We start from the raw sequence: 19,097 nt of genomic DNA on the forward strand, positions 1-19,097 counted from the left end.
CATGCCGTCACACGGACGGTGTGTCGGATCGCTCAACGGGTGACTGAACGCGGGTGAGAACCGCACGTCGAGCGATCCGGATCCGTCAGCGGCGGCTGCGACGTCGTCGGACGGTGCGGATCGGCAGGGTCTGCGGCCGTGGATCCGGCATCAGCGTGTCGACCTGCGGCTTCTCGTTCGCCTGCGCACGGCACCACACCACGAACCCGACAGCCGTGAAGACGCCGTAGAACACGTACATGAAACCGGTCGCGTAGAAGCCGGAGGCGAACAGCAGCGGCACCCCGACGACGTCGACGGCGATCCAGATGAGCCAGAACTCCGTCCAGCCCTTCGCCATGCCGTAGGTGGCCAGGAGCGAACCGACGAAGGTCCAGGCGTCGGCCCACACCGGCTCGAACGACCCCAGCGCTCGGAACAGCGGAGTGAGTGCGACGGTGCCGATGACGAGCGCCAGCACGAGGCCGATCCGGGCGCCGTTCGACGCCCATCGCGGGGTCACGCGACCGTCGTCGCTCGACGCCTGCTTCCAGCGCACCCAGCCGTAGATCGCCACGACGATGAACATGATCTGGCGTCCGGCCTGGCCGAGCAGATGGGGCAGCTCGTGATCGGGGTTGAGGATCGTGCCCAGGAAAACGGTCAGCAGCAGCACGTTGCCGACGATGCCCACCGGCCACGCCCAGACCTTGCGGCGCATGCCGCCCAGGGCGCTGGCGAGACCGAAGGCGTTGCCGACGACCTCTCGCACGAGGAGCGTCTGTCCGCCGGGGAGCACCCACTGCGAGTTGAAGGCCTCGACGAGCCACACGAAGAGGTTCACTCGGCGGCTCCGCCGCTGCCGGGGAGCTCCGGCGGGAAGGGGCGGTCGTCGAGGATCAGCTGCAGGAACGTCAGGTCGAGCCAGCGGCCGAACTTGGCGCCGACCTGCGGCATCCGTCCGACCTGGAGGAAGTCGAGCCGCTTGTGCAGCACGATCGACGGGAGGTTGCCGCTCTCGACCGCCGCGACCATCACGTGGATGCCGAGGCGGCGGGCGCGCTCGATGAGCTCGATCATCAGCGCCTTGCCGATGCCGCGGCCCTGCTGGTCGTCTCGTACGTAGACCGAGTGCTCGACGGTGTGGCGGTAGCCGGTGTGCGGGCGCCAGTCGCCGAACGAGGCGTAGCCGACGACGCCGGTGGCGTCGACGGCGACGATCACGGGGTATCCGCGCTCCTGTCGCGCGGCGAGCCAGGCGGCGCGGTCCGCGACGTCGACGGCGTCTTCATTCCAGATCGCCGTGGTGTGCACGACGGCGCGGTTGTGGATGTCGGTGATGGCGTCGAGGTCGGCCGTCTCGGCATCCCGGATCTGGGGGTCGCTCATCGGATCTCCTGCGGGGGGCGTTCGGGTGCGCAGGACGACGCTAGCAGGATGCCGAGGTGCCGGCGTTCCGTGGGGGACTCGCCTGCTCAGCTCGCGGAGCCCCACAGAGTGAGCTTCTCGGGGTTCAGCACGATCCACAGGTGGGTGATGCGGCCGTCCTGCACCTGGAGGTCCATGACCGAGTGCACGGCCGAGCCGTTGCGGAACACGAATCCGATGCCGCCCGCGAGCTGCTGCTCCTCGAGCGTCAGTTCCGGGTGCTTCGCAGCGATGCCGAGCAGGAAGCGCGCGACGCGGTCGGCGCCCGACACGATGTTGCGCGCTGCGCTGACGAAGCCGCCGCCGTCGCTGTGCAGCTGCACATCGGGGGCGAGGAAACGCAGCAGGCTCGAGACCTCGCCGGTGCGTGTGGCTTCCTGGAACGCGCGCACCACCCGGTCGTGCTCGGCGCGCGGCACGGCCTGCGCGCGGTTCTCGCGCACGTGACGCCTGGCCGACGAGGCGAGCTGGCGCACGGCGGCGGGTGAGCGTCCGACGGCCTGCGCGATGTCGTCGAAGGGCACGTCGAAGACGTCGTGGAGCACGAAGGCAACCCGCTCCGCGGGCGTCATCGACTCGAGCACGACGAGGAGGGCGGTCGACACATCGTCGTCGAGCGTGACGCGGTCGAGCGGATCGTCTGTCGACGCGGCCCTGGCCGGAGCCGTCCCGCGGAACAGGTCGGCGGGTACGGGCTCGGGCAGCCAGGGACCCACGTACTGCTCGCGCCGTCGCCTGGCGGAGCCGAGCAGGTCGAGAGCGACGCGCCCCGCGACGGTCGTGAGCCAGCCGGCGGGGTTCGCGACGGCTGCGCGCTCCCGGTCGTCGAGGCGGTACCAGCGCAGATAGGTCTCCTGCACGACATCCTCGGCATCGGCCATCGTGCCCGTCATGCGATACCCGAGCGCGAGCAGGCGCCGACGCTCGCGGAATACCTCGTCCAGATCGTCGTCCACACCGGCTCCTCTCGCGTGCTGCTCTCGCAGGATATGACGATGCGGCACTCGGGAGTGTGAGCCTCACATTCCGGCGGGCTGTCGCGTCATATGGATGAAGCGTGCGCGAGTGCGCACCGGGAATGCAGGGAGGATGCGGATGAGGATCGCGGTCGCGGGAGGAACCGGAGTCGTCGGGCGGTATGCCGTCGAGGCGGCGCAGAATGCTGGACACGACGTCGTGGTGCTCGCGCGGTCGCGCGGGGTCGACGTGGTGACGGGGGTGGGTCTCGATGCGGCTCTGGACGGGGTGGATGCCGTCATCGACGCCTCGAACAGCGGCACCACGCTGTCGGCGAAGAAGGCGACCGCGTTCTTCGAGACCGCGACGAGGAACCTTCTGGAGGCCGGGCGCCGGCAGGGGGTGGGTCACCATGTCGCCCTGTCGATCGTCGGCATCGACGGCATCGACGCCTCGTACTACGCGGGCAAGCTGGCTCAGGAGCGCGCCGTGGCGGCGGGACCGGTGCCGTTCACCATTGCCCGAGCGGGGCAGTTCCACGAGTTCGCGGGGCAGCTGCTGTCGGGTATGACGGGACCGTTCGCGGTGGTGCCGAAGCTGCTCATGCGCCCGGTGGCGGCGCGTGAGGTCGGAGCGCATCTCGCGCGCGTGGCCGAGGGTGGGCCGGTCGAGCGGGCACAGGACCTCGTCGGTCCTCGTGACGAGGTTCTGGTCGATGTGGCGCGGCGGCAGCTGGCGTTCGAGGGTCGGCGCCAGCGAGTGGTGCAGGTGCGGCTGCCGGGGGCGTACGGGCGTGGGCTGGCCTCTGGTTCGCTGCGTGGCGGGCCCGATGCGATCCACGGAACGCAGACTTTCGACGAGTGGCTGCGGAGCGTTGACCATCGACAGTGAAGTCTCCTGCAATCGGATGCCGGCATATCGATCAGAATTCGAACATAGTTACTAAACTGGGGGCATGACCTCTTCGCATCTGGTGCCGCTGTTCGAGGCCGTGCAGTGCCTTGATGAGGCGTGGGCCCATGCCGGGAACGGGGCGGAGCTATCGCGGGCGCAGCTGGTGGCTGCACATCGGGCGATCGGTGTGGTGCAGCGTCGGTTGGACGGGTTGCATGCGGAGGTCGCGGCGGGGATCGCGCGGGAGTCGCGGCCGGAGCTCGGGGCGGAGGGTTTGGCGAAGCAGCGGGGGTTCCGGTCGCCTGCGACGATGATCGCGGCGACGACGGGAGGGTCGACCGGTGACGCGTCGCGGTTGGTGAAGGTCGGTGAGGCGACAGCGCCGCGGGCGAATCTGTTGGGGGAGGCGTTGCCGCCGCGGTACCCGTTCGTGCAGGCGGCGCTCGGCGCGGGGGAGGTGAGTGCGGCGGGTGCGGCGGTGATCGTTTCGATGCTGGACCGTGCCCGGCTGAAGGTGGATGCCGGGCGAATCGGCGAGGCGGAGCGGTTGCTGGTGGAGCGGGCGGGTGGGCTGTCGCTCGACGAGGTGCGAAAGCTCGTCGCCCGTGCGGAGGCGTGGCTGGATCCGGACGGGGTCGCCCCGCGGGAGGAGCAGGCACGGTCGGAGCGGTCGCTGACGATGTTCGAGCGTGACGGGTCGCTGCACCTGACTCTGCAGACCGATATCGCGTCGGGGGCGCCGATCACGGCGGCGATCCACGCGTTCGTGGGAGCGACGTTCCAGGCGCGCACCCAGGCGCCGGATGCGGAGGCGGGGGACGCGGATCACCGCACCGTCGCGATGATCCAGGCCGATGCGCTCACCGCGATCTGCGAGCACGCGATCGCCTGCGACAACGGGGGGATGCCGGTCACCGGCGCGACCGTCATCGTGCGGGTGGGGCTGGAGGACCTGACCGCCGGCACCGGGGTCGCGACGATCGACGGCACCGACCGGCCCGTGAGCATCAGCACCTGCCGGCGCATCGCCGCCAGCGGGGGAGTGATCCCCGTGGTCCTCGGATCCGACAGCGAGATCCTCGACTGGGGCCGGGAGAAACGACTGTTCACCCGGGCGCAGCGCCTCGCGCTGGTCGAACGCGACGGCGGATGCGTCATGTGCGCACTCCCACCACAGATGACCAAAGCCCACCACCTCCGATGGTGGCACCGGGATGCCGGGCCGACGGATCTGGCCAACGGGGTGCTGCTGTGCGAGTCATGTCACCATCGCATCCACGACAACGGATGGGACATCCGCATCCACGGCACCGGCACCACCGGACGGGTCTGGCTCATCCCACCCGCCACCGTCGACCCCACCCGCACACCACGCCTCGGCGGCCGCGCCCGCTACGACATCGCCGCCTGAAGGTCCGACGGGCGTGACCGCGCCTGCCTGACTGCGCGTGGCTGAGCCCGCGTGACCGCGCCCGCCTGACCGCGTGTGGCCGCGCCCGCGCGACCCCGCTCTTCCGGCTGAGATGCGAGCTCAGACGTGCACGTCGGCGGGGGATTCCTCGCCCTCGTGGAAGCTCGGCTTCTTGCCCAGCATCCGGCCGATCCCGAGCACGATGCCGACGATGATCAGCCCGGCGATGAGCCCCGCGATCGCCGAGATGATCGTGTCGACGATCCAGACCACGACCGCACCGGCCGACTCGAGCGCGTGCTCCACGGCGTGCAGGACGTCGACCGGGAAGTGCCAGCCCACCTCGCCCAGGTTCACGAGCAGCAGATGTCCGCCGACCCACAGCATCGCGACCGTACCGAGGATGCTGATGAACCGGAACACCGCCGGCATCGACCGCACGATGCGGGTGCCGGTGTGGCGCACGCGCCGCTCCGGACTCTTCGCCATCTTCAACCCGATGTCGTCGATCTTCACCAGCAGCGCGACGGCGCCGTACACGACGCCCGTCATCAGCACCGCGATCACCGCGAGGATGGCGAGGGTCGTCCACACGTCGAGCCCCGCCTCGAGGTTCGCGAGCGAGATGAGCATGATCTCCGTCGACAGGATCAGGTCGGTCCGCACCGCCCCCCAAACGAGCTTGTTCTCGTTGCGCGCGCCCTCATCGGCATGGCCGTGCTGCACGCCGAACCACTCGAGCACCTTCTCGGCGCCTTCGAAGCACAGGTATGCGCCACCCAGGATCAGCAGGTACGGGAGCACCCACGGTGCGAACGCCGTCAGCAGCAGCGCGATCGGGATGATGATCACGAACTTGTTCGCCAGCGAACCCAGAGCGATCTTCGCGACGACCGGCAGCTCGCGCGCCGGCGTGATGCCCTGCACGTACTGTGGCGTCACCGCGGCATCGTCGATCACAACACCGGCCGCTTTGGCCGACGCCTTCATCGCAGCGCTGAGGATGTCGTCGACGACCGCGAGCAGACCAACCGACATGTGCGTTCTCCCCGGGGGATCGAAGTGCAGGTGCGTGCAGAGGAGCAACTCTATCGACTCCGCCGAAACTCACAGCGCGCTCACAGCCCCACGGGACCAAATCCGGCATCCGTTCTGTTCTTCCCTATGACGCCGCAGCCAGCCGCGTCGGACAAAGGAGACAGACCATGTCGAACGACTACGGCAAGACACCCCAGGCCATCAGCGAGCTCACGCACCTGCAGTATGAGGTGACGCAGGAGGACGGCACCGAGCCGCCCTTCCGCAATGCGTACTGGAACAACCACGACGACGGCATCTACGTCGATGTGGTCTCGGGACAGCCGCTGTTCTCATCCACCGACAAGTACGACAGCGGCACCGGATGGCCGAGCTTCACCAAGCCGATCGACGCGGATGCCGTCACCACCCGCACCGACCGCAAGCTGTGGATGACCCGCACCGAGGCGCGCTCCACCGGCGCCGACAGCCACCTCGGGCACGTCTTCGACGACGGACCCGTGGCCGACGGCGGGCTGCGCTACTGCATGAACTCGGCCGCCCTGCGCTTCATCCCGGTCGACCGACTCGAGGAGGAGGGCTACGGTCGATACAGCCGCCTCTTCGACACCACCGCCACCCGAACCTCTGAGGAGCAGTCATGACCGACACCGGCACCATCACCCGCACCCCCGGAACCGAGACCGCCGTCCTCGCGGGCGGTTGCTTCTGGGGCATGGAAGACCTCATCCGTCGCCAGCCCGGAGTGCTCGACACCCGGGTCGGCTACACCGGCGGTCAGAACGACCACGCCACCTACCGCAATCACCCGGGTCACGCCGAGGCCGTCGAGATCGTCTTCGACCCCACGAAGACCACGTACCGCGACATCCTCGCGTTCTTCTTCCAGATCCACGACCCGTCCACCCTGAACCGCCAGGGCAACGACATCGGGTCGAGCTACCGGTCGGCGATCTTCCCACTCAGCCCCGAGCAGGAGCGCATCGCCCGCGACACCATCGCCGACGTCGACGCCTCCGGCCTGTGGCCGGGCAAGGCCGTCACCACGATCGAGCCAGAGGGCCCGTTCTGGGAGGCCGAGCCCGAGCATCAGGACTACCTGATCCGCTACCCCAACGGCTACACCTGCCACTTCCCGCGCGCGGGATGGGTGCTGCCGAAGCGCGAGACCAGCGCCGTCTGACCGCACCTCCCACTCCGGGGGCCGACACGCCACATCCCGGACGTTTCCCGCCGAAGCGTCCGACATCTGGCGTGTCGGCCCCCGTTGTGTGCGGGCGGTGTGCGGGTGGGGCGGGCAGGGGACGGGGCCGGGACCGGGCGGGCGGGGCGGCCGCCCGGAGGGTCACGCCTCGGCGAGGAAGGCCAGCGCCGCCTCTTTGAACGCCCGCGATCCGGGAGCGTTGAAGTGGTTGCGGTCTGGGATCTCGAAGAACCGCCCCTGCGGTGCGGACTCGGCCAGCGCACGAGACGCCTCGATGATCGCGTCCTTCGAGCCCGTCGCGAACAGGATCGACGACGCGGGCGCGTTCGACGGGTCCGGATCGATCGTGCGCGACGACCGCAGCCCCTCCGCCAGCGCGACCAGTGCCCGCAGGTCGTTGCCAGGCACGCGCTCGGTCAGGGCGATGTAGTTCTGGGTGGTCGGATCGGCCACCGGGACCCCGTCTTCGAGGTACGCGCGCACCTGCGCGAGATCGAGACGTGCGAGGGGAATGCCGTCGGGCACGCCGCCCAGCACGGCCCGCTCGATGCGCTGCGGAAGATCGCGCACCACCTCCCATCCGACGCGGGCGCCCAGCGAGTAGCCGACGTACGACGCCTCGTCGACGAGGTACGCGTCCATCACCGACTCGACGTCGGTGGCAAGGGTGCGGATGCCGTACGCGTCCGCCTGATGCGGCTTCTCGCTCAGCCCATGGCCGCGCTGATCGAGCGCGAGCACACGGTACCCGGCCTGCGTCAGCTGTCGTACCCAGCCCGTGAGCACCCAGGTGTCGCGAGCGCTCGACGCGAACCCGTGCACGATTACGACGACCGGGGCGTCGACCTCTCCCCACGTGTACGTCGCGAGGCGGGTGCCGTCGGCCGCGTAGATCTGCTGCGGGGTGGGCATGCTGTTCAGATCGGAGAGGGGGACGGCCACGGCATCCATTCTCCCCGGTCCGCCACGCCCCGAGACGCCGAAACCCACCGGTCCCGTCGAGACCCACTCTCCCGCACGGCGCGGGGGGTGGGTCTCGACGGTCGCGGTGGGTTTCGACGAGACGGGGATGCGTCAGACGGCGCGGCGCAGGGCCTCGCCGAGTGTGGTCAGCACCTCGTGACCATGGCAGTCGGGTGGTTTGGGACGACCGATTCCACCTATTGCAATGCATGCTGGCATACCGCACTTTCCGCCGTTGGGCCGGCCTAGTTTGGGAGCTCCACAGACGAAGGGTCGGAAATGAAACCTCTTGCTCAGAAACGGCTCTCGGTCCTCGCTACCGCGTTGATCAGCACTGCGGCACTCGTCTTGGCGTCCACGACTGGCGCGTCGGCGGCGCAAGACGAGATGAACGAAGCACCGGAAGCGCTCGCGGATTCGATTGAACAAGTCCTCGAACGCAAGCCCGAACTTGTCATCCCGCGGACCGACCTCGCTCGCGCGACCGAAGGTGGGACGCTTGTTTCCGCGGGGCCTGGAACCGTCCGCGTCGGCGAGGCGGCCGAGACCGGGGTGCAACTTGAGGGATGGACCCCAGATCCGTTGACCCTCCACTTGCCTCTGGCGCATGAGGCATCGGATGCCGTCGTGCTCGATGAGGGCGTGATCGCTTTTCCGGGCAAGAGCAGTTCCTCCGCTGTCATAGTCGGCGAGGTCGGAGTGCAAGTGCTGACGACGATCGCCGACGACCAAGCTCCGACCCGGTTCGCACACCGGCTCGCGCTGGCGCCGGAACACACTCTTTCGTCGCGCGACGGGATCGTCGAAATCGTCGATGAGCGCGGTCGGGCGGTAGTCACCATCGCAGCTCCGTGGGCGATGGATGCCGACGGTGACGCGATTCCTACGGCTTACGAAGTCGACGGCAACACTCTGACCCAGATCGTCGATCACACGACTTCCGACGTCAGCTATCCCGTCGTCGCTGATCCGATATTCATTGCCCCGTGGGTGTTCCGTTGCCTCATTGGGCTCGGTCTGAGCGGCCCCCAGATCACTGCCGCTTTCGCGAGCGGAACGATCTGGGGTGGGTTAGGCCGCGCGGCTCTGGCCTGCGCGTTGGGACGGTGAGCTCGGTGGTGAGCTCCCGCTACGGCCTGGAGCGGAGATTGGCCGACATCGATGCGAGGATCGCCGCTCACCCGCTGTCTTCACCCTCGGTGCGGGAAGCCTACGCCGTGATCGAGCGACGAGGACGAGCAGATCGAGACGCGATCCAGGCGGAGCTGCGCGAACGGCAACTTCCGAGTCTTGACGATCTGGGAAGGCTGCAGTTGCGGACCACGTTCAGCTGGTGGAAGTTGCATCGCGACCGTCGAGTCGTCATGAAGAGGCTGAAGCAGGCGCCCCCGTCCTGAGCCGGTCTTTCGTATCCACCTCAGGCGAGCTCGCTCGCCGAGATGATCACTTCCGGCGTCGTGCGGCGGAGCTGACCGTCTCGATGAGCGTGTCGGGGTGATGCAACAGCGTCCGAGAGGTCGGTTCCTCGATGAATCGAGCGATCAGATCCTGCGCGACGTCGACCGTGCGCTGCCAATAGCCGCCGAGGTGATGGCAGTTCAGCGGTGCTGCGAAAGCCTCGTCCCCGTCGATCGCCACCGCACCGTCCTTCGGCGAGATCTGCGGATCGTCTTGCACGAAGAGGGTGAGAGCCGAGAGCGCCACGCCAGACACAGCGGCAGGGAAGCGGAATCGGGTCGTCGGGAGGGAGAGTCGGATGCCGGTGACTCCCGCCCACGCGAACGTCGCTTCGACCTCGTCATCGTTCCGGTAGTGCACCGCATCGGGCAGGAGCACGAGGTGCCGGCGGCCGGGGTCGCCGACGACCAGCTGTCCTCCGACGGAATGCAGCGGACCGAACCTCATGACGGTGCTCCTTCATCGAGAGAAGGAGCGGATGCCGCACATCGCGGCATCCGCCCCTGTCGTCGGTCAGACAGCGCGGCGCAGGGCCTCGCCGAGAGCGGCGTCCACGTTCGTCCAGTACTGGAAGAAGCGCTCGCGGATGGCGTCGACCGTGAGTCCGCGACCCTGACCGGTGAGGGTCTCGAGGAAGCGGGCGCGCTGCTCGTCGTCGAAGACCGTGCGGTACAGCGTTCCGGCCTGACCGAAGTCGTCGTCGTCGAGGTGCAGGGTCGCGGCGGAGCGGATCAGCTCGCCGTCGGACTCCCAGCTCGCCTCCACGCCGGCCAGCGGGTCGGCGGCGGGGCCGCCGGCGGGGCCGTACGAGTTCGGCGTGTAGACGCGGTGCTCGGCCGGGTTGAAGTGGTACTGCATGTTGCCCTCATGCATGTAGTTGCGCACCTCGGCCGCGTGCGGCTGGTTCACGGGCAGCTGGTTGTAGTTCGTGCCGACGCGGTGACGCTGAGCGTCGGGGTACGCGAAGACGCGGGCCATCAGCATCTTGTCGGGCGAGATGCCGGTGCCGGGCACCTGGTTGCCGGGCGAGAACGCCGCCTGCTCGATCTCGGCGAAGAAGTTCTGCGGGTTGCGGTTCAGCGTGAACGTGCCGACCTTGATGCGCGGGTAGTCCTTCTTCGACCAGGTCTTCGTCAGGTCGAACGGGTTGAAGCGATAGGCCTTGGCCTCTTCGTAGGGCATGATCTGCACGTAGACGTCCCACGAGGGGTGCTCGCCGCGGGTGATCGCGTCGAACAGGTCGCGACGGTAGTAGTCGGCATCCGATCCCGCGAGCTGCTCGGCCTCGGCCGCGCCCATCGCCTCGACGCCCTGGTTGGACAGGAAGTGGTACTGCACCCAGAACCGCTCGCCCCCGGCGTTGACCCACTGGTACGTGTGCGAGCCGTAGCCGTTCATGTGGCGCCAGCTGCGCGGCAGACCGCGGTCGCCCATGAGGTACGTGACCTGGTGGGCCGACTCGGGGGAGAGGGTCCAGAAGTCCCACTGCATGTCGGCATCCCGCAGACCGGAGTCGCCCAGGCGCTTCTGCGAGTGGATGAAGTCGGGGAACTTCATCGCGTCGCGGATGAAGAAGGTGGGGGTGTTGTTGCCGACGATGTCGAGGTTGCCCTCGGTCGTGTAGAAGCGCAGCGAGAAGCCGCGCACGTCGCGCCAGGTGTCGGGCGATCCCTGCTCACCGGCGACCGACGAGAACCGCAGCAGCGTCTCGCTCGTGGCGCCCGGCTGGAACACGGCGGCGCGGGTGTAGGCCGACACGTCCTCGGTGACGACGAACTCGCCGAACGCGCCGCCGCCCTTGGCGTGCGGGTTGCGCTCCGGCACGCGCTCGCGGTTGAACGACGCGAGCTTCTCGACCAGGTAGCGGTCGTGCAGAACCGTGGGCCCGTCGGCGCCGACGGTGAGGGAGTGCGCGTCGCTGGCGACCGGCGTGCCCGTCTGCGTCGTGGTCGCGGGCAGGGGCGTGGTGGATGGGTCGGTCATGATCTTCTCCTTCTGCGCGTGGGCGCGACGAGTGCACCCGGGGTTCCGGGGGCATCGGCGGACACGCCTACGCGGCGTTCTGGCAACTGGGGCAGAGGCCCCAGAAGGTGACTTCGGCTGTCTGGACGGTGAATCCCCCGGCCGAAGACGGGGTGAGGCACGGCGCTTCGCCGACGACGCAGTCCACATCGCCGATCGCACCGCAGCCGGTGCAGACGATGTGGTGGTGGTTGTCGCCGATGCGCCGTTCGTAGAGCGCTGCGGATCCTGCCGGTTCGATCCGGCGGAGCAGGCCCGCCGTCGTCAGGTCCGCGAGGATGTTGTGCACCGACTGGATCGACGTCGTCGGCAGCACCTCGGAGACTGCGCGGAACACGCGCTCCGCATCCGTGTGGGCCATGGATTCCATCGCCTCGAGAACGGCGACGCGGCCCGCGGTCGCCCTCAGACCGGCGTCGTGAAGCGCCGACTCGAGTGTGGTTTCCACGCCCCCGACACTACATGTTGTTTTGAATGATTCAAAAGAGCGGCGTGTCGTATATCGGGATGCTGCAGGGGTTGCACTCTCCTGAGGCCTCCGTAGCGTGGAGGGCATGGACGGCAGACGGATGGCGACGATCGGCCTGGCTCTCGCGACGATGACGGGGGTGGTCGGCTGCACGCCGACGGCGGATGCCGAGCGCGACGCATCCGCGTCTCCCTCGCCGCCGACCACGAGCACGACCTCACCCGACGCCGCACCGGATCCCGCGGTGGCGGAGAAGCTCCCGATTCCCGTCGACGACATCGCCGACTGGGCGGAGACGGCCGTTCCGGGGTCCGATACCGACGGGTACGTCGGCTCTCTGTCCGGCTGGCTCAGCGAGCCGTCGTCCGCCCACTACAGGTCGCAGTTCTCCTCGCTCGAGCCCGGCACCTACCAGGCGCAGATCGCGTGCCGAGGCGACGGCACGATCTCGGCGTCCGTGGGCGATCTGGATGCCGAGCCCTCGCCGCAGCCGACGCAGTGCACGAACGCGACGATCGCCTTCGACATCATGACGACGAGCACGGGCCTGAAGGTCGACCTGGACCTGCAGGGCGAGCCGTCGATCTTCGCGGTGTCCGTGCGACGCGTCGGGTGATCCGGCGGCCCGGTGCGAGCGGCCGCTAGCCGGGATCCGCCCAGGCGAGCACGCGCGCCCCGATCAGTGTCAGCCAGCGCGACGGCTCGCCCTCGGGGGCGTCGACGTCGAACCAGGTGCGCCCGCGCAGGGGAGCGCCCTGCAGCCACGTCCCGTCCGGCTGCCGCGCCGCGCGCACCGCCTCCACGGCATCCGTGATCCGCTCGTCGGGTGCCGCGCCGTCGACAAGCGCCGCCTCGCGGAAGTGATCGAGCGCGGTGAGCGCGCTGTAGCGATACCGCGACGGGTACACGAAGTGATCGACGAAGTCGCCCACGCGTTCGCCGGTCGACTCCCGGTACAGCAGCCTCCGGCGCAGCAGGTACTCCTCGCCCGCGCGCCGGGCATCACGCAGCGACGTGTCGCCCGTGAAGCACTCGTACGACAGCATCCCGCGCACCGCGTTCAGTGTGGAGTGGAACGACGACCGCACCGAGTCGCCCTCCTCGGCCTCGCAGTTCCAGCCGCCGTCCGCCAAGCGGTGCTCGGGGAACCAGGCGACCAGCCGCGACACGTCGGCGCCGAGCCACGCGCCGTTCGCAAGCGTGAACGCGTTGATGCAGACGTCCACCTCGCCGCCCCAGAACGGCATGTCGTTGTACTCCCAGCGGCAGTTCCGATCGAGGCGCTCCGCGGTGTCACCGAGTGCAGCGGCCCCGACTCCCCACTCGCGCAGCTGATCCAGCGACCACGAGGTCGCGATCCACGGCTGGTCCGGCTCCGCGGGTCGGCCGCCGTCGAAGAACCCCGCGGGGAAGTGCGCGCCCCCGGCCCACTGCCCGTCGGCATCCTGCATCGCCAGCAGGGCGGCGCCGAACCCCTCGGTCGCCACCCGTGCACGGGTCGCCTGCCACGTCGCATCCGGAGCGTGCAGCAGGTCGCGTTCGACCTGCCAGCGCACCGCGGGGTCTCCGTCGAGCAACCACCTCGTCGTCTCCGTCGACATCGTCGTCGTCATGCCAGGCAGGCTACTCCCGCGATGCGACATCGCGCGCGGCGATTCCGGGTCAGGACTCCGACGGCGCGAGGGGCAGTTCCAGACCGTAGTTCCAGGAGAGGATCGCGGGCTGCTCCCGGTAGAAGCTCAGCACCGAGACCGACCCGGCGTTGAGGGAGATCTGCGCCCCGAAGCGCGGAGCGAGCCGCAGGTACACGGCGGTGAGGATGCGGAGGAAGTGCCCGTGCGCGACGAGTGCGACGTCACCCTGCGCGAGTACGGGCAGCACGCGGGTGAGCACACGCGACGCTCGCGCGGCGACCTCCTCGACGGTCTCGCCGGGCGTCTCCCCGCGCACGACGCCGTGCGTGAACGCGCTCCAGTCGTAGCCGAGTTCGGCCCGGATATCCTTGGTCGTGCGACCCTCGTACCCGCCGTAGTCCCACTCGACGAGCAGGGGATCGACCTCGGCGTGCAGCCCGGCGAGCTCGGCCGTGCGCCTGGCTCGCTCGAGGGGAGACGCGAGCACGAGCGAGAAGTCGTAGTCGGCGACCAGCCGCCCGGCGCCGCGGGCGAGGTCCTCCCCGCGCGCGGTCAGCGGGATGTCGGTCAGCCCGGTGTGCCGACCCGCCTTCGACCACTCGGTCTCGCCGTGCCGCAGCAGCACGAGCTTGCCGGTCGGGTTGTCGGGAGCCGGGCGATCGGGCAGCGGGTCGTTGGTGAACACACGGTCAGGCTGTCACGATCTGCGGATGCTGTCACGATAGCCGGACGCATTCGGGAGAATCGTCCGCGAATCGTGCCAGCATCCGCGCATCGGGACAGCCTCAGCGCGTCACAGTGAACCCGCCGCCGCGCACGCGCACCTTCCCGCCGCCGACGGCCTGGCCGCGCTGCGAACCGTCGGCCTCGTACGCGCGACCCGCGCCCGGGGCGAGAGCGGCGACGCGCTGGTCCCGCCCCGTACCCTCGGCGTACAGGACCGCCGAGCCCGAGCTCGTCGCGTACACCGCCGTTGCCACCGCCGGTTGGATCACGAGCGCGTCGAGCCGCACGTCGCCGCGGCTCGTGCACCGCACCACGACCGCGTCACCCGGGAGATCCCCGATGCGCTGCGGCACGAGCATCCCGTCGGCTTCGGTGAGACCGCGGTCGCCCGTCCCGCCGGCCGGCGTGCGGGTGCTCCAGAGCCGCTTGCTGCCGCGGAACACCTCCCAGACCGCGTCTCCGGCATCGGCGGCCCGCTGCCAGATCAGAGCGTGCAGGATGCCGTCGGCCTCCGTCACGTCGAACTCCACCGTCTCTCCGGCCGGCACCCGCACGAACGCGCCCCCCGACAGGTTGCCCTCGCCGGTCCACGCCCCGCCAGCCGGCCGCTCGACGATGCACCCGGCCGACAGCCGCGCACTCTCGGCCTCGAGCACCCGCAGTCCCGAGAACGAGCTCAGACCGGTGATCGAGGTCGCCAGGGCCGCGACGTCGCGGTTCGCGTCGAGCAGAAGCATCGTGAGCAGCCCGTGGATCGTCGACTCGGCGCCGGAATTGCGGTTGATGCGTCCGTCGGTCTCGACGCCGTCGAACGTGACGCCGGTCGCGGGGTCGTACACGGGCTGTCCGGCGGTGTTCGCGCCGAAGAACCAACCCGCGGCGAGACCCGCGATCAGACGCAGACCCTCGCCGCCCCCGGCCGCCGCCGCAGCGAGGGCGCCGGCCACCCGACCGTGCCCGCCGTATGCGATCTGAGCCTCTGCGGGCAGCGGCGCCCACGCATTGTGCGGGCCGCCCGAGGCGAGCACCTGAGGCGTGAACGTGCCGGCATCCGCCACCGATGCCCGAATCCAGTCGCGTCGGCGGAGCAGGGCTCCCGCACGACCGAGCGCCTCCGGCGCCGCCGCACCCCACGCGTGCCAGAAGCCGAGCGATCCGGTCCACGGCAGCACGGCTCCGAACGGCCACCCGCCGCGCGGGTCCGTCGCCATCGCGGCCACCGCCTCGCCGTACGTCGAGAGCGCGTCGCGACTGCGCTGGTCGCCGACCTCGGCGGCGGCCGCGAGTCCGAGCATGGCCTCGGCCGTGGCATCCGCCCCTCCGGCGATGAGCCAGGCCGGCAGGTCGCGGCCGTCGCTGCGCACGAACCGCCCGGCGCGCGACAGCGACTCGCGACTCAGCGCGTCGAGGCACAGGTGCAGGCGCTCGAGCAGGAAGGCCGCGAACGCGGCATCCTCCGCGGCGAAGGCGGCGTACCCCTCGCCGAACGCCCAGACGGTGCGCGCGAGCCAGTACGACTCCGCGGAGTCCGACGGATCGGGCAGCTCCACCGGGATCGCGCTCGGATTCAGCGTGCCGTCCTCCTGCTGCCAGAGCACGACGCGCCCCGCGTTCGGCCCCGAGACGGTCTGCAGGAAGGCGAGCGAGCGCAGCACGTCCCGTGCCTCGTCGCGACTCTGCACGTCGCCCGAGGCCTTCCAATCGCGCAGGAAGACGACGGCCGCCCGCGCGATGTCGTCGGCGTTGTAGGCGCCCTGGGTCCAGTACCCCGTCACGGCGTCGCGCGTGCCGCCACCCACCGGACGGTAACCGCCCGCGCCGTCGCTTTCGGCGTAGGTCCACGGGGCGCGTACGCGCGGGTCGCTCTCGATGCCGAACGTCGTGTGCGTCGCACTCGCCGCGACCGGCACCTCCGCGAGCAGGAAGCGCAGGTGCGCGAGGTTCGTGAGCCGCCGGCCGCGGTCCGCTTCGACGGGCAGCGAGAAGGGCAGAGCGGATGCCGACGACGCCGCCGTCGCGGCATCCGGACGCCCGGTCGGGAGCAGCGCGAGCGCCGAGCTCGCGGCCGCAGCGGTCAGGAAGGCGCGACGCGAGATCGTCATGGCTGCTCCCTGAGCGCCCTGCCCCACGGCTCGGCAGGGTCGTGGATGGCGACCGCTAGAGTCGTGTCGGACTGGCCGTAGTACGCGAACCACTTTCCCTTGAACTTCACGAGTCCTTCGACGAACGTGACGTTCGACACGAGTCCGTTCAGGTCCTCGAAGGTCTGCGGGCGCAGCCACGGCTCCTGCAGTCGCGCCAGCACTTTCGTCGGCTGATCGGGATCGATCGCGATCTGGCCGCAGCGGTAGTCCACGTCGACCGATCCGTCTTCGTGCACGGTGCGCGTCGCGCCGTTGGTGAGCATCACCAGCAGGCCGTTGTCGGTGACGACCGGCGAGGTGCCGATCTCGACGAGCGCTTCGTCCCACGTGCCGGGCGTCGGCGAGTACATCGGCTCGGTGTCCGGCGTGCCGGGCGTCCAGTGGATGAGGTCGTCGCTCGTCGCCCAGTAGATGCCGCCCTCGCCGAAGTACATCCACCACTTCCCGTGCATCTTCTGCGGCACGATGACCCCGGCCTTCGACCAGTTGAACCCGCGCGGATCCATGGTCTTGAAGGTGTCGAAGTCGTCGAACAGAGGGCCGTGCTTGGTCCAGGTGCGCAGGTCGGTCGAGGTCGCGAGGCACAGCTGCGCGCTGCGGCGGTCCCACCCCGTGTAGGTGAGGTAGTACGTGCCGTCGATGAGCGCGATGCGCGGGTCCTCGCAGCCGTAGCGCTCGTAGTCCTCCGAGGGCGACAGGATCGGCGCGTCCTCGCGGGTGAAGTTCACGCCGTCGCTCGACCGCGCGATGCCGATGTGCGACACGATGTCGTCGGCGTGGGCGCGGTAGAGCAGCACGACCTCGTCCCCGTCGACGAGCGCGGCCGGGTTGTAGAGGTTCGCCGACTCCCAGCTGTCGCCTCTCGGGCGCAGGATCGGGTTGCCCTCGTAAGGCGTGAACGGACCGAGGGGGAAGGATGCTCCGGTGAACATGGGTGTCCTTTCTGGCGGGGTTGCGGGGCGTCAGCCCTTGACTGCCGCGCCGAGGTCGGTGGCGGTGAAGTAGCGCTGGAAGACGATGAACAGGATCACGACGGGGAACGCCAGAGCTGTCGCCCCGGCGAGGATCGCCCCGTTCGGGTTCGCCGTCGACTGCGCGACGTTGGAGATGTAGTTGGCGAGCGACACCGCGAGCGGCTGCAGCGCGGCATCCTTCGTGATGAGGAACGGCCAGAGGAATTCGTTCCAGGGGCCGATGAACGTGACGAGCACGACGGTCACGAGAGCCGGGCGGATCAGCGGGATCGCGACCGAGGTCAGCAGCCGGATCTCGCCCGCCCCGTCGATGCGCGCGGCCTCGAAGATCTCCGCGGGCAGCGCCTTGAAGAACTGCACGAAGATGAACACGGCCGTCGTGTTGATGAGGAACGGCAGGATCATGCCGAGATACGAGTCGCCGAGGCCGTAGTTGCGCGTGATCTGCACGTACAGCGGGATCATCAGCAGCTGGAACGGCACCATCTGCACCAGCAGCATCAGCACCCACACGACGCCGCGCCCACGGAAGTCGAGACGGGCGATCGCGTAGCCGGCCAGCAGCCCGAACACGACCGTGCCGAGCAGCACGCCCAGCGTGAAGATGAGCGAGTTGACGAGCGATCCGACGAGGTCGATGCGGGAGTCGATCGCGACGAAGTTGTCGACCGTCCAGCCGCTCGTGGGCAACAGCTCGCTCGGCGAATTCGTCGGACTCTCCTGGAACGCCCCGACCAGCATGAAGTAGAACGGGAACGCGAATCCGATGGCCGCGGCTGTCAGCAGGATGATGCTGAGGATGCGGGGCAGTGAACGTCGGCGGGTCATCATCGCTCCCTCGTCGCGCGGTTGGCCAAGAGCGACAGCATTCCGACGAGGATCACGAGGATCATGCCGATCGCCGCCGCGGTGTCGGGGTTCTGCTGCTGGATGCCCAGCTGATAGATCAGCAGCACCGGAGTCGTGGACGCCCCGTCGGGGCCGCCGCCGTTCGTGAGCAGATACGGCTCGGTGAAGAGGTTGGCACCGGTGATGATCGACAGGATCAGCACGAGCGTCGTCGCGCTGCGCACCCCGGGAACCGTGACGTTCCAGAACCGGGCGAAGGCCCCCGCACCGTCGGTCTCGGCCGACTCGTACAGCTCCTTCGGCACGTTCTGCAGCGCCGCGAGGTAGAGCAGGATGTAGAAGCCGAGCTGCTTCCACGTCACGTAGAACGCGATCATCGGCATCGCGAGCCCGCTGTTCACGAGCCACGAGGGGTCGGGGGCGAGCGGTCCGAGGATCGTGTTGATCAGCCCGTTGCCCGAGAACAGCAGCATCCACACGCCGACGAGCGAGACGCTCGCCGTGAGATACGGCACGTAGAACGCCACGCGGTAGGCAGCAGCCCAGCGGATGCCGGTGTTCAGGGCCGCCGCCAGCACGAGCGACAGCACGGCGGTGAGCGGCACGTTGATGACGAGGAAGATCAGCGTGTTGCGGAACGCCCCGAGCACCCGAGGATCGGTGAGCACGGTGATGAAGTTGTCGAACCCGACGAAAGGCCGCTCGACCACCGCGCCCGGCGCGGTGAAGAAGTAGTCGTGGAAGGCGATGTAGACCGCGAAGCCGAGCGGGAACGCGAAGATCGCCAGCACAAACACGAGGTACGGCAGCGCGAACAGGCCGCCGATCGGCTGCGCACCGAGCCAGCGGGTGCGCAGTGATCTCGATGACCGGGCCGGCGGCGTGGCCGGGGCAGCGGGTGCCCCGGCCACGTCCGCGACCGCATCGTCTCGAAGAGTCATGACCCG

Annotated in this window: 19 protein-coding genes and 2 pseudogenes; 7 read left to right on the forward strand and 14 right to left on the reverse strand. The window is 69.3% G+C overall.

Annotation, left to right across the window (positions count from 1 at the left end):
• Positions 1-85: 85 nt before the first annotated feature.
• The 3 genes from pnuC to sigJ all read right to left on the reverse strand — a co-directional run bounded on the left by pnuC (position 86) and on the right by sigJ (position 2,363).
• Positions 86-823, reverse strand: coding sequence for a nicotinamide riboside transporter PnuC (gene pnuC / locus M3195_RS03380; RefSeq protein WP_251585139.1), 738 nt, complete (start codon positions 821-823; stop codon positions 86-88).
• Positions 820-1,368, reverse strand: a complete 549-nt coding sequence (locus tag M3195_RS03385; protein ID WP_251585140.1) for a GNAT family N-acetyltransferase — start codon at positions 1,366-1,368, stop codon at positions 820-822. Before M3195_RS03385 ends, pnuC begins: the two co-directional genes overlap by 4 nt.
• 86 nt (positions 1,369-1,454) lie before the next feature.
• Complete coding sequence (gene sigJ, locus M3195_RS03390) at positions 1,455-2,363, reverse strand: RNA polymerase sigma factor SigJ (RefSeq protein WP_251585141.1); 909 nt, start codon at positions 2,361-2,363, stop codon at positions 1,455-1,457.
• A gap of 139 nt (positions 2,364-2,502) precedes the next feature.
• Between sigJ and M3195_RS03395 the strand changes: the two genes are divergently transcribed.
• Together M3195_RS03395 and M3195_RS03400 are read left to right on the forward strand one after the other, a co-directional pair.
• Positions 2,503-3,255 (forward strand): SDR family oxidoreductase, encoded by a 753-nt coding sequence (locus M3195_RS03395; RefSeq protein WP_251585142.1) that lies wholly within the window; start codon positions 2,503-2,505, stop codon positions 3,253-3,255.
• Between the two features lie 64 nt (positions 3,256-3,319).
• Positions 3,320-4,669, forward strand: coding sequence for an HNH endonuclease (locus tag M3195_RS03400; RefSeq protein WP_251585143.1), 1,350 nt, complete (start codon positions 3,320-3,322; stop codon positions 4,667-4,669).
• Positions 4,670-4,789: 120 nt separating this feature from the next.
• On the opposite strand, the gene M3195_RS03405 is transcribed toward M3195_RS03400, so the two are convergent.
• Positions 4,790-5,707, reverse strand: a complete 918-nt coding sequence (locus tag M3195_RS03405) for a DUF808 domain-containing protein (RefSeq protein ID WP_251585144.1) — start codon at positions 5,705-5,707, stop codon at positions 4,790-4,792.
• A gap of 167 nt (positions 5,708-5,874) precedes the next feature.
• Here M3195_RS03405 and msrB point away from each other — a divergent pair, with 167 nt between their 5' ends.
• On the forward strand, positions 5,875-6,351 hold the full coding sequence (msrB, locus tag M3195_RS03410; protein WP_251585145.1) for a peptide-methionine (R)-S-oxide reductase MsrB: 477 nt from the start codon (positions 5,875-5,877) through the stop codon (positions 6,349-6,351).
• A complete protein-coding gene (msrA, locus tag M3195_RS03415) occupies positions 6,348-6,890 on the forward strand; it encodes a peptide-methionine (S)-S-oxide reductase MsrA (protein WP_251585146.1) in 543 nt (180 codons plus the stop codon). Before msrB ends, msrA begins: the two co-directional genes overlap by 4 nt.
• Positions 6,891-7,052: 162 nt before the next feature.
• Here the strand turns inward: msrA and M3195_RS03420 are convergent, their stop codons facing one another.
• Complete coding sequence (locus M3195_RS03420) at positions 7,053-7,862, reverse strand: alpha/beta fold hydrolase (RefSeq protein ID WP_285885318.1); 810 nt, start codon at positions 7,860-7,862, stop codon at positions 7,053-7,055.
• A 291-nt stretch (positions 7,863-8,153) separates the two neighbouring features.
• On the opposite strand from M3195_RS03420, the gene M3195_RS03425 reads away from it, so the two are divergent.
• Positions 8,154-8,984 (forward strand): hypothetical protein, encoded by an 831-nt coding sequence (locus tag M3195_RS03425; RefSeq protein ID WP_251585148.1) that lies wholly within the window; start codon positions 8,154-8,156, stop codon positions 8,982-8,984.
• A gap of 333 nt (positions 8,985-9,317) precedes the next feature.
• Here M3195_RS03425 and M3195_RS03430 read toward each other — a convergent pair whose 3' ends face one another.
• Positions 9,318-9,779: a hypothetical protein gene (locus M3195_RS03430; RefSeq protein ID WP_251585149.1), complete on the reverse strand. Its 462-nt coding sequence runs from the start codon at positions 9,777-9,779 to the stop codon at positions 9,318-9,320.
• A 66-nt stretch (positions 9,780-9,845) separates the two neighbouring features.
• The gene (locus M3195_RS03435) at positions 9,846-11,315 is read right to left on the reverse strand and encodes a catalase (protein ID WP_251585150.1); all 1,470 of its coding nucleotides are present in this window, start codon (positions 11,313-11,315) and stop codon (positions 9,846-9,848) included.
• On the opposite strand from M3195_RS03435, the pseudogene M3195_RS17170 reads away from it, so the two are divergent.
• Positions 11,314-11,589, forward strand: a pseudogene (locus tag M3195_RS17170) (hypothetical protein); the annotation flags it as partial. The gene M3195_RS03435 and the pseudogene M3195_RS17170 overlap by 2 nt on opposite strands.
• On the opposite strand, the pseudogene M3195_RS03440 reads toward M3195_RS17170, so the two are convergent.
• Positions 11,509-11,910: pseudogene (locus M3195_RS03440) on the reverse strand (Fur family transcriptional regulator); the annotation flags it as partial. The pseudogenes M3195_RS17170 and M3195_RS03440 sit on opposite strands and share 81 nt — an antisense overlap.
• On the opposite strand from M3195_RS03440, the gene M3195_RS03445 reads away from it, so the two are divergent.
• Positions 11,909-12,439 carry a hypothetical protein gene (locus tag M3195_RS03445; protein WP_251585151.1) on the forward strand — a complete coding sequence of 177 codons (531 nt, stop codon included), beginning with the start codon at positions 11,909-11,911 and terminating at the stop codon, positions 12,437-12,439. The pseudogene M3195_RS03440 and the gene M3195_RS03445 overlap by 2 nt on opposite strands.
• A gap of 25 nt (positions 12,440-12,464) precedes the next feature.
• On the opposite strand, the gene M3195_RS03450 is transcribed toward M3195_RS03445, so the two are convergent.
• From M3195_RS03450 to M3195_RS03475, 6 genes are all read right to left on the reverse strand, one after another.
• Positions 12,465-13,436, reverse strand: a complete 972-nt coding sequence (locus M3195_RS03450; protein ID WP_251585152.1) for a squalene cyclase — start codon at positions 13,434-13,436, stop codon at positions 12,465-12,467.
• 49 nt (positions 13,437-13,485) lie between these two features.
• On the reverse strand, positions 13,486-14,142 hold the full coding sequence (locus tag M3195_RS03455) for a histidine phosphatase family protein (RefSeq protein WP_251585153.1): 657 nt from the start codon (positions 14,140-14,142) through the stop codon (positions 13,486-13,488).
• Positions 14,143-14,242: 100 nt separating this feature from the next.
• Entirely contained in the window at positions 14,243-16,285 is a 2,043-nt protein-coding gene (locus M3195_RS03460) for a hypothetical protein (protein ID WP_251585154.1), read from the reverse strand.
• Positions 16,282-17,259 carry a glycoside hydrolase family 130 protein gene (locus tag M3195_RS03465; RefSeq protein WP_251585155.1) on the reverse strand — a complete coding sequence of 326 codons (978 nt, stop codon included), beginning with the start codon at positions 17,257-17,259 and terminating at the stop codon, positions 16,282-16,284. Before M3195_RS03465 ends, M3195_RS03460 begins: the two co-directional genes overlap by 4 nt.
• Before the next feature lie 30 nt (positions 17,260-17,289).
• Complete coding sequence (locus M3195_RS03470; protein ID WP_251585156.1) at positions 17,290-18,132, reverse strand: carbohydrate ABC transporter permease; 843 nt, start codon at positions 18,130-18,132, stop codon at positions 17,290-17,292.
• Positions 18,129-19,091 carry a carbohydrate ABC transporter permease gene (locus M3195_RS03475; RefSeq protein ID WP_251585157.1) on the reverse strand — a complete coding sequence of 321 codons (963 nt, stop codon included), beginning with the start codon at positions 19,089-19,091 and terminating at the stop codon, positions 18,129-18,131. Before M3195_RS03475 ends, M3195_RS03470 begins: the two co-directional genes overlap by 4 nt.
• Positions 19,092-19,097 lie beyond the last annotated feature (6 nt).

It is taken from the genome of Microbacterium hydrocarbonoxydans, assembly GCF_023715885.1.
Taxonomy (GTDB): Bacteria; Actinomycetota; Actinomycetes; order Actinomycetales; family Microbacteriaceae; genus Microbacterium; species Microbacterium hydrocarbonoxydans_C.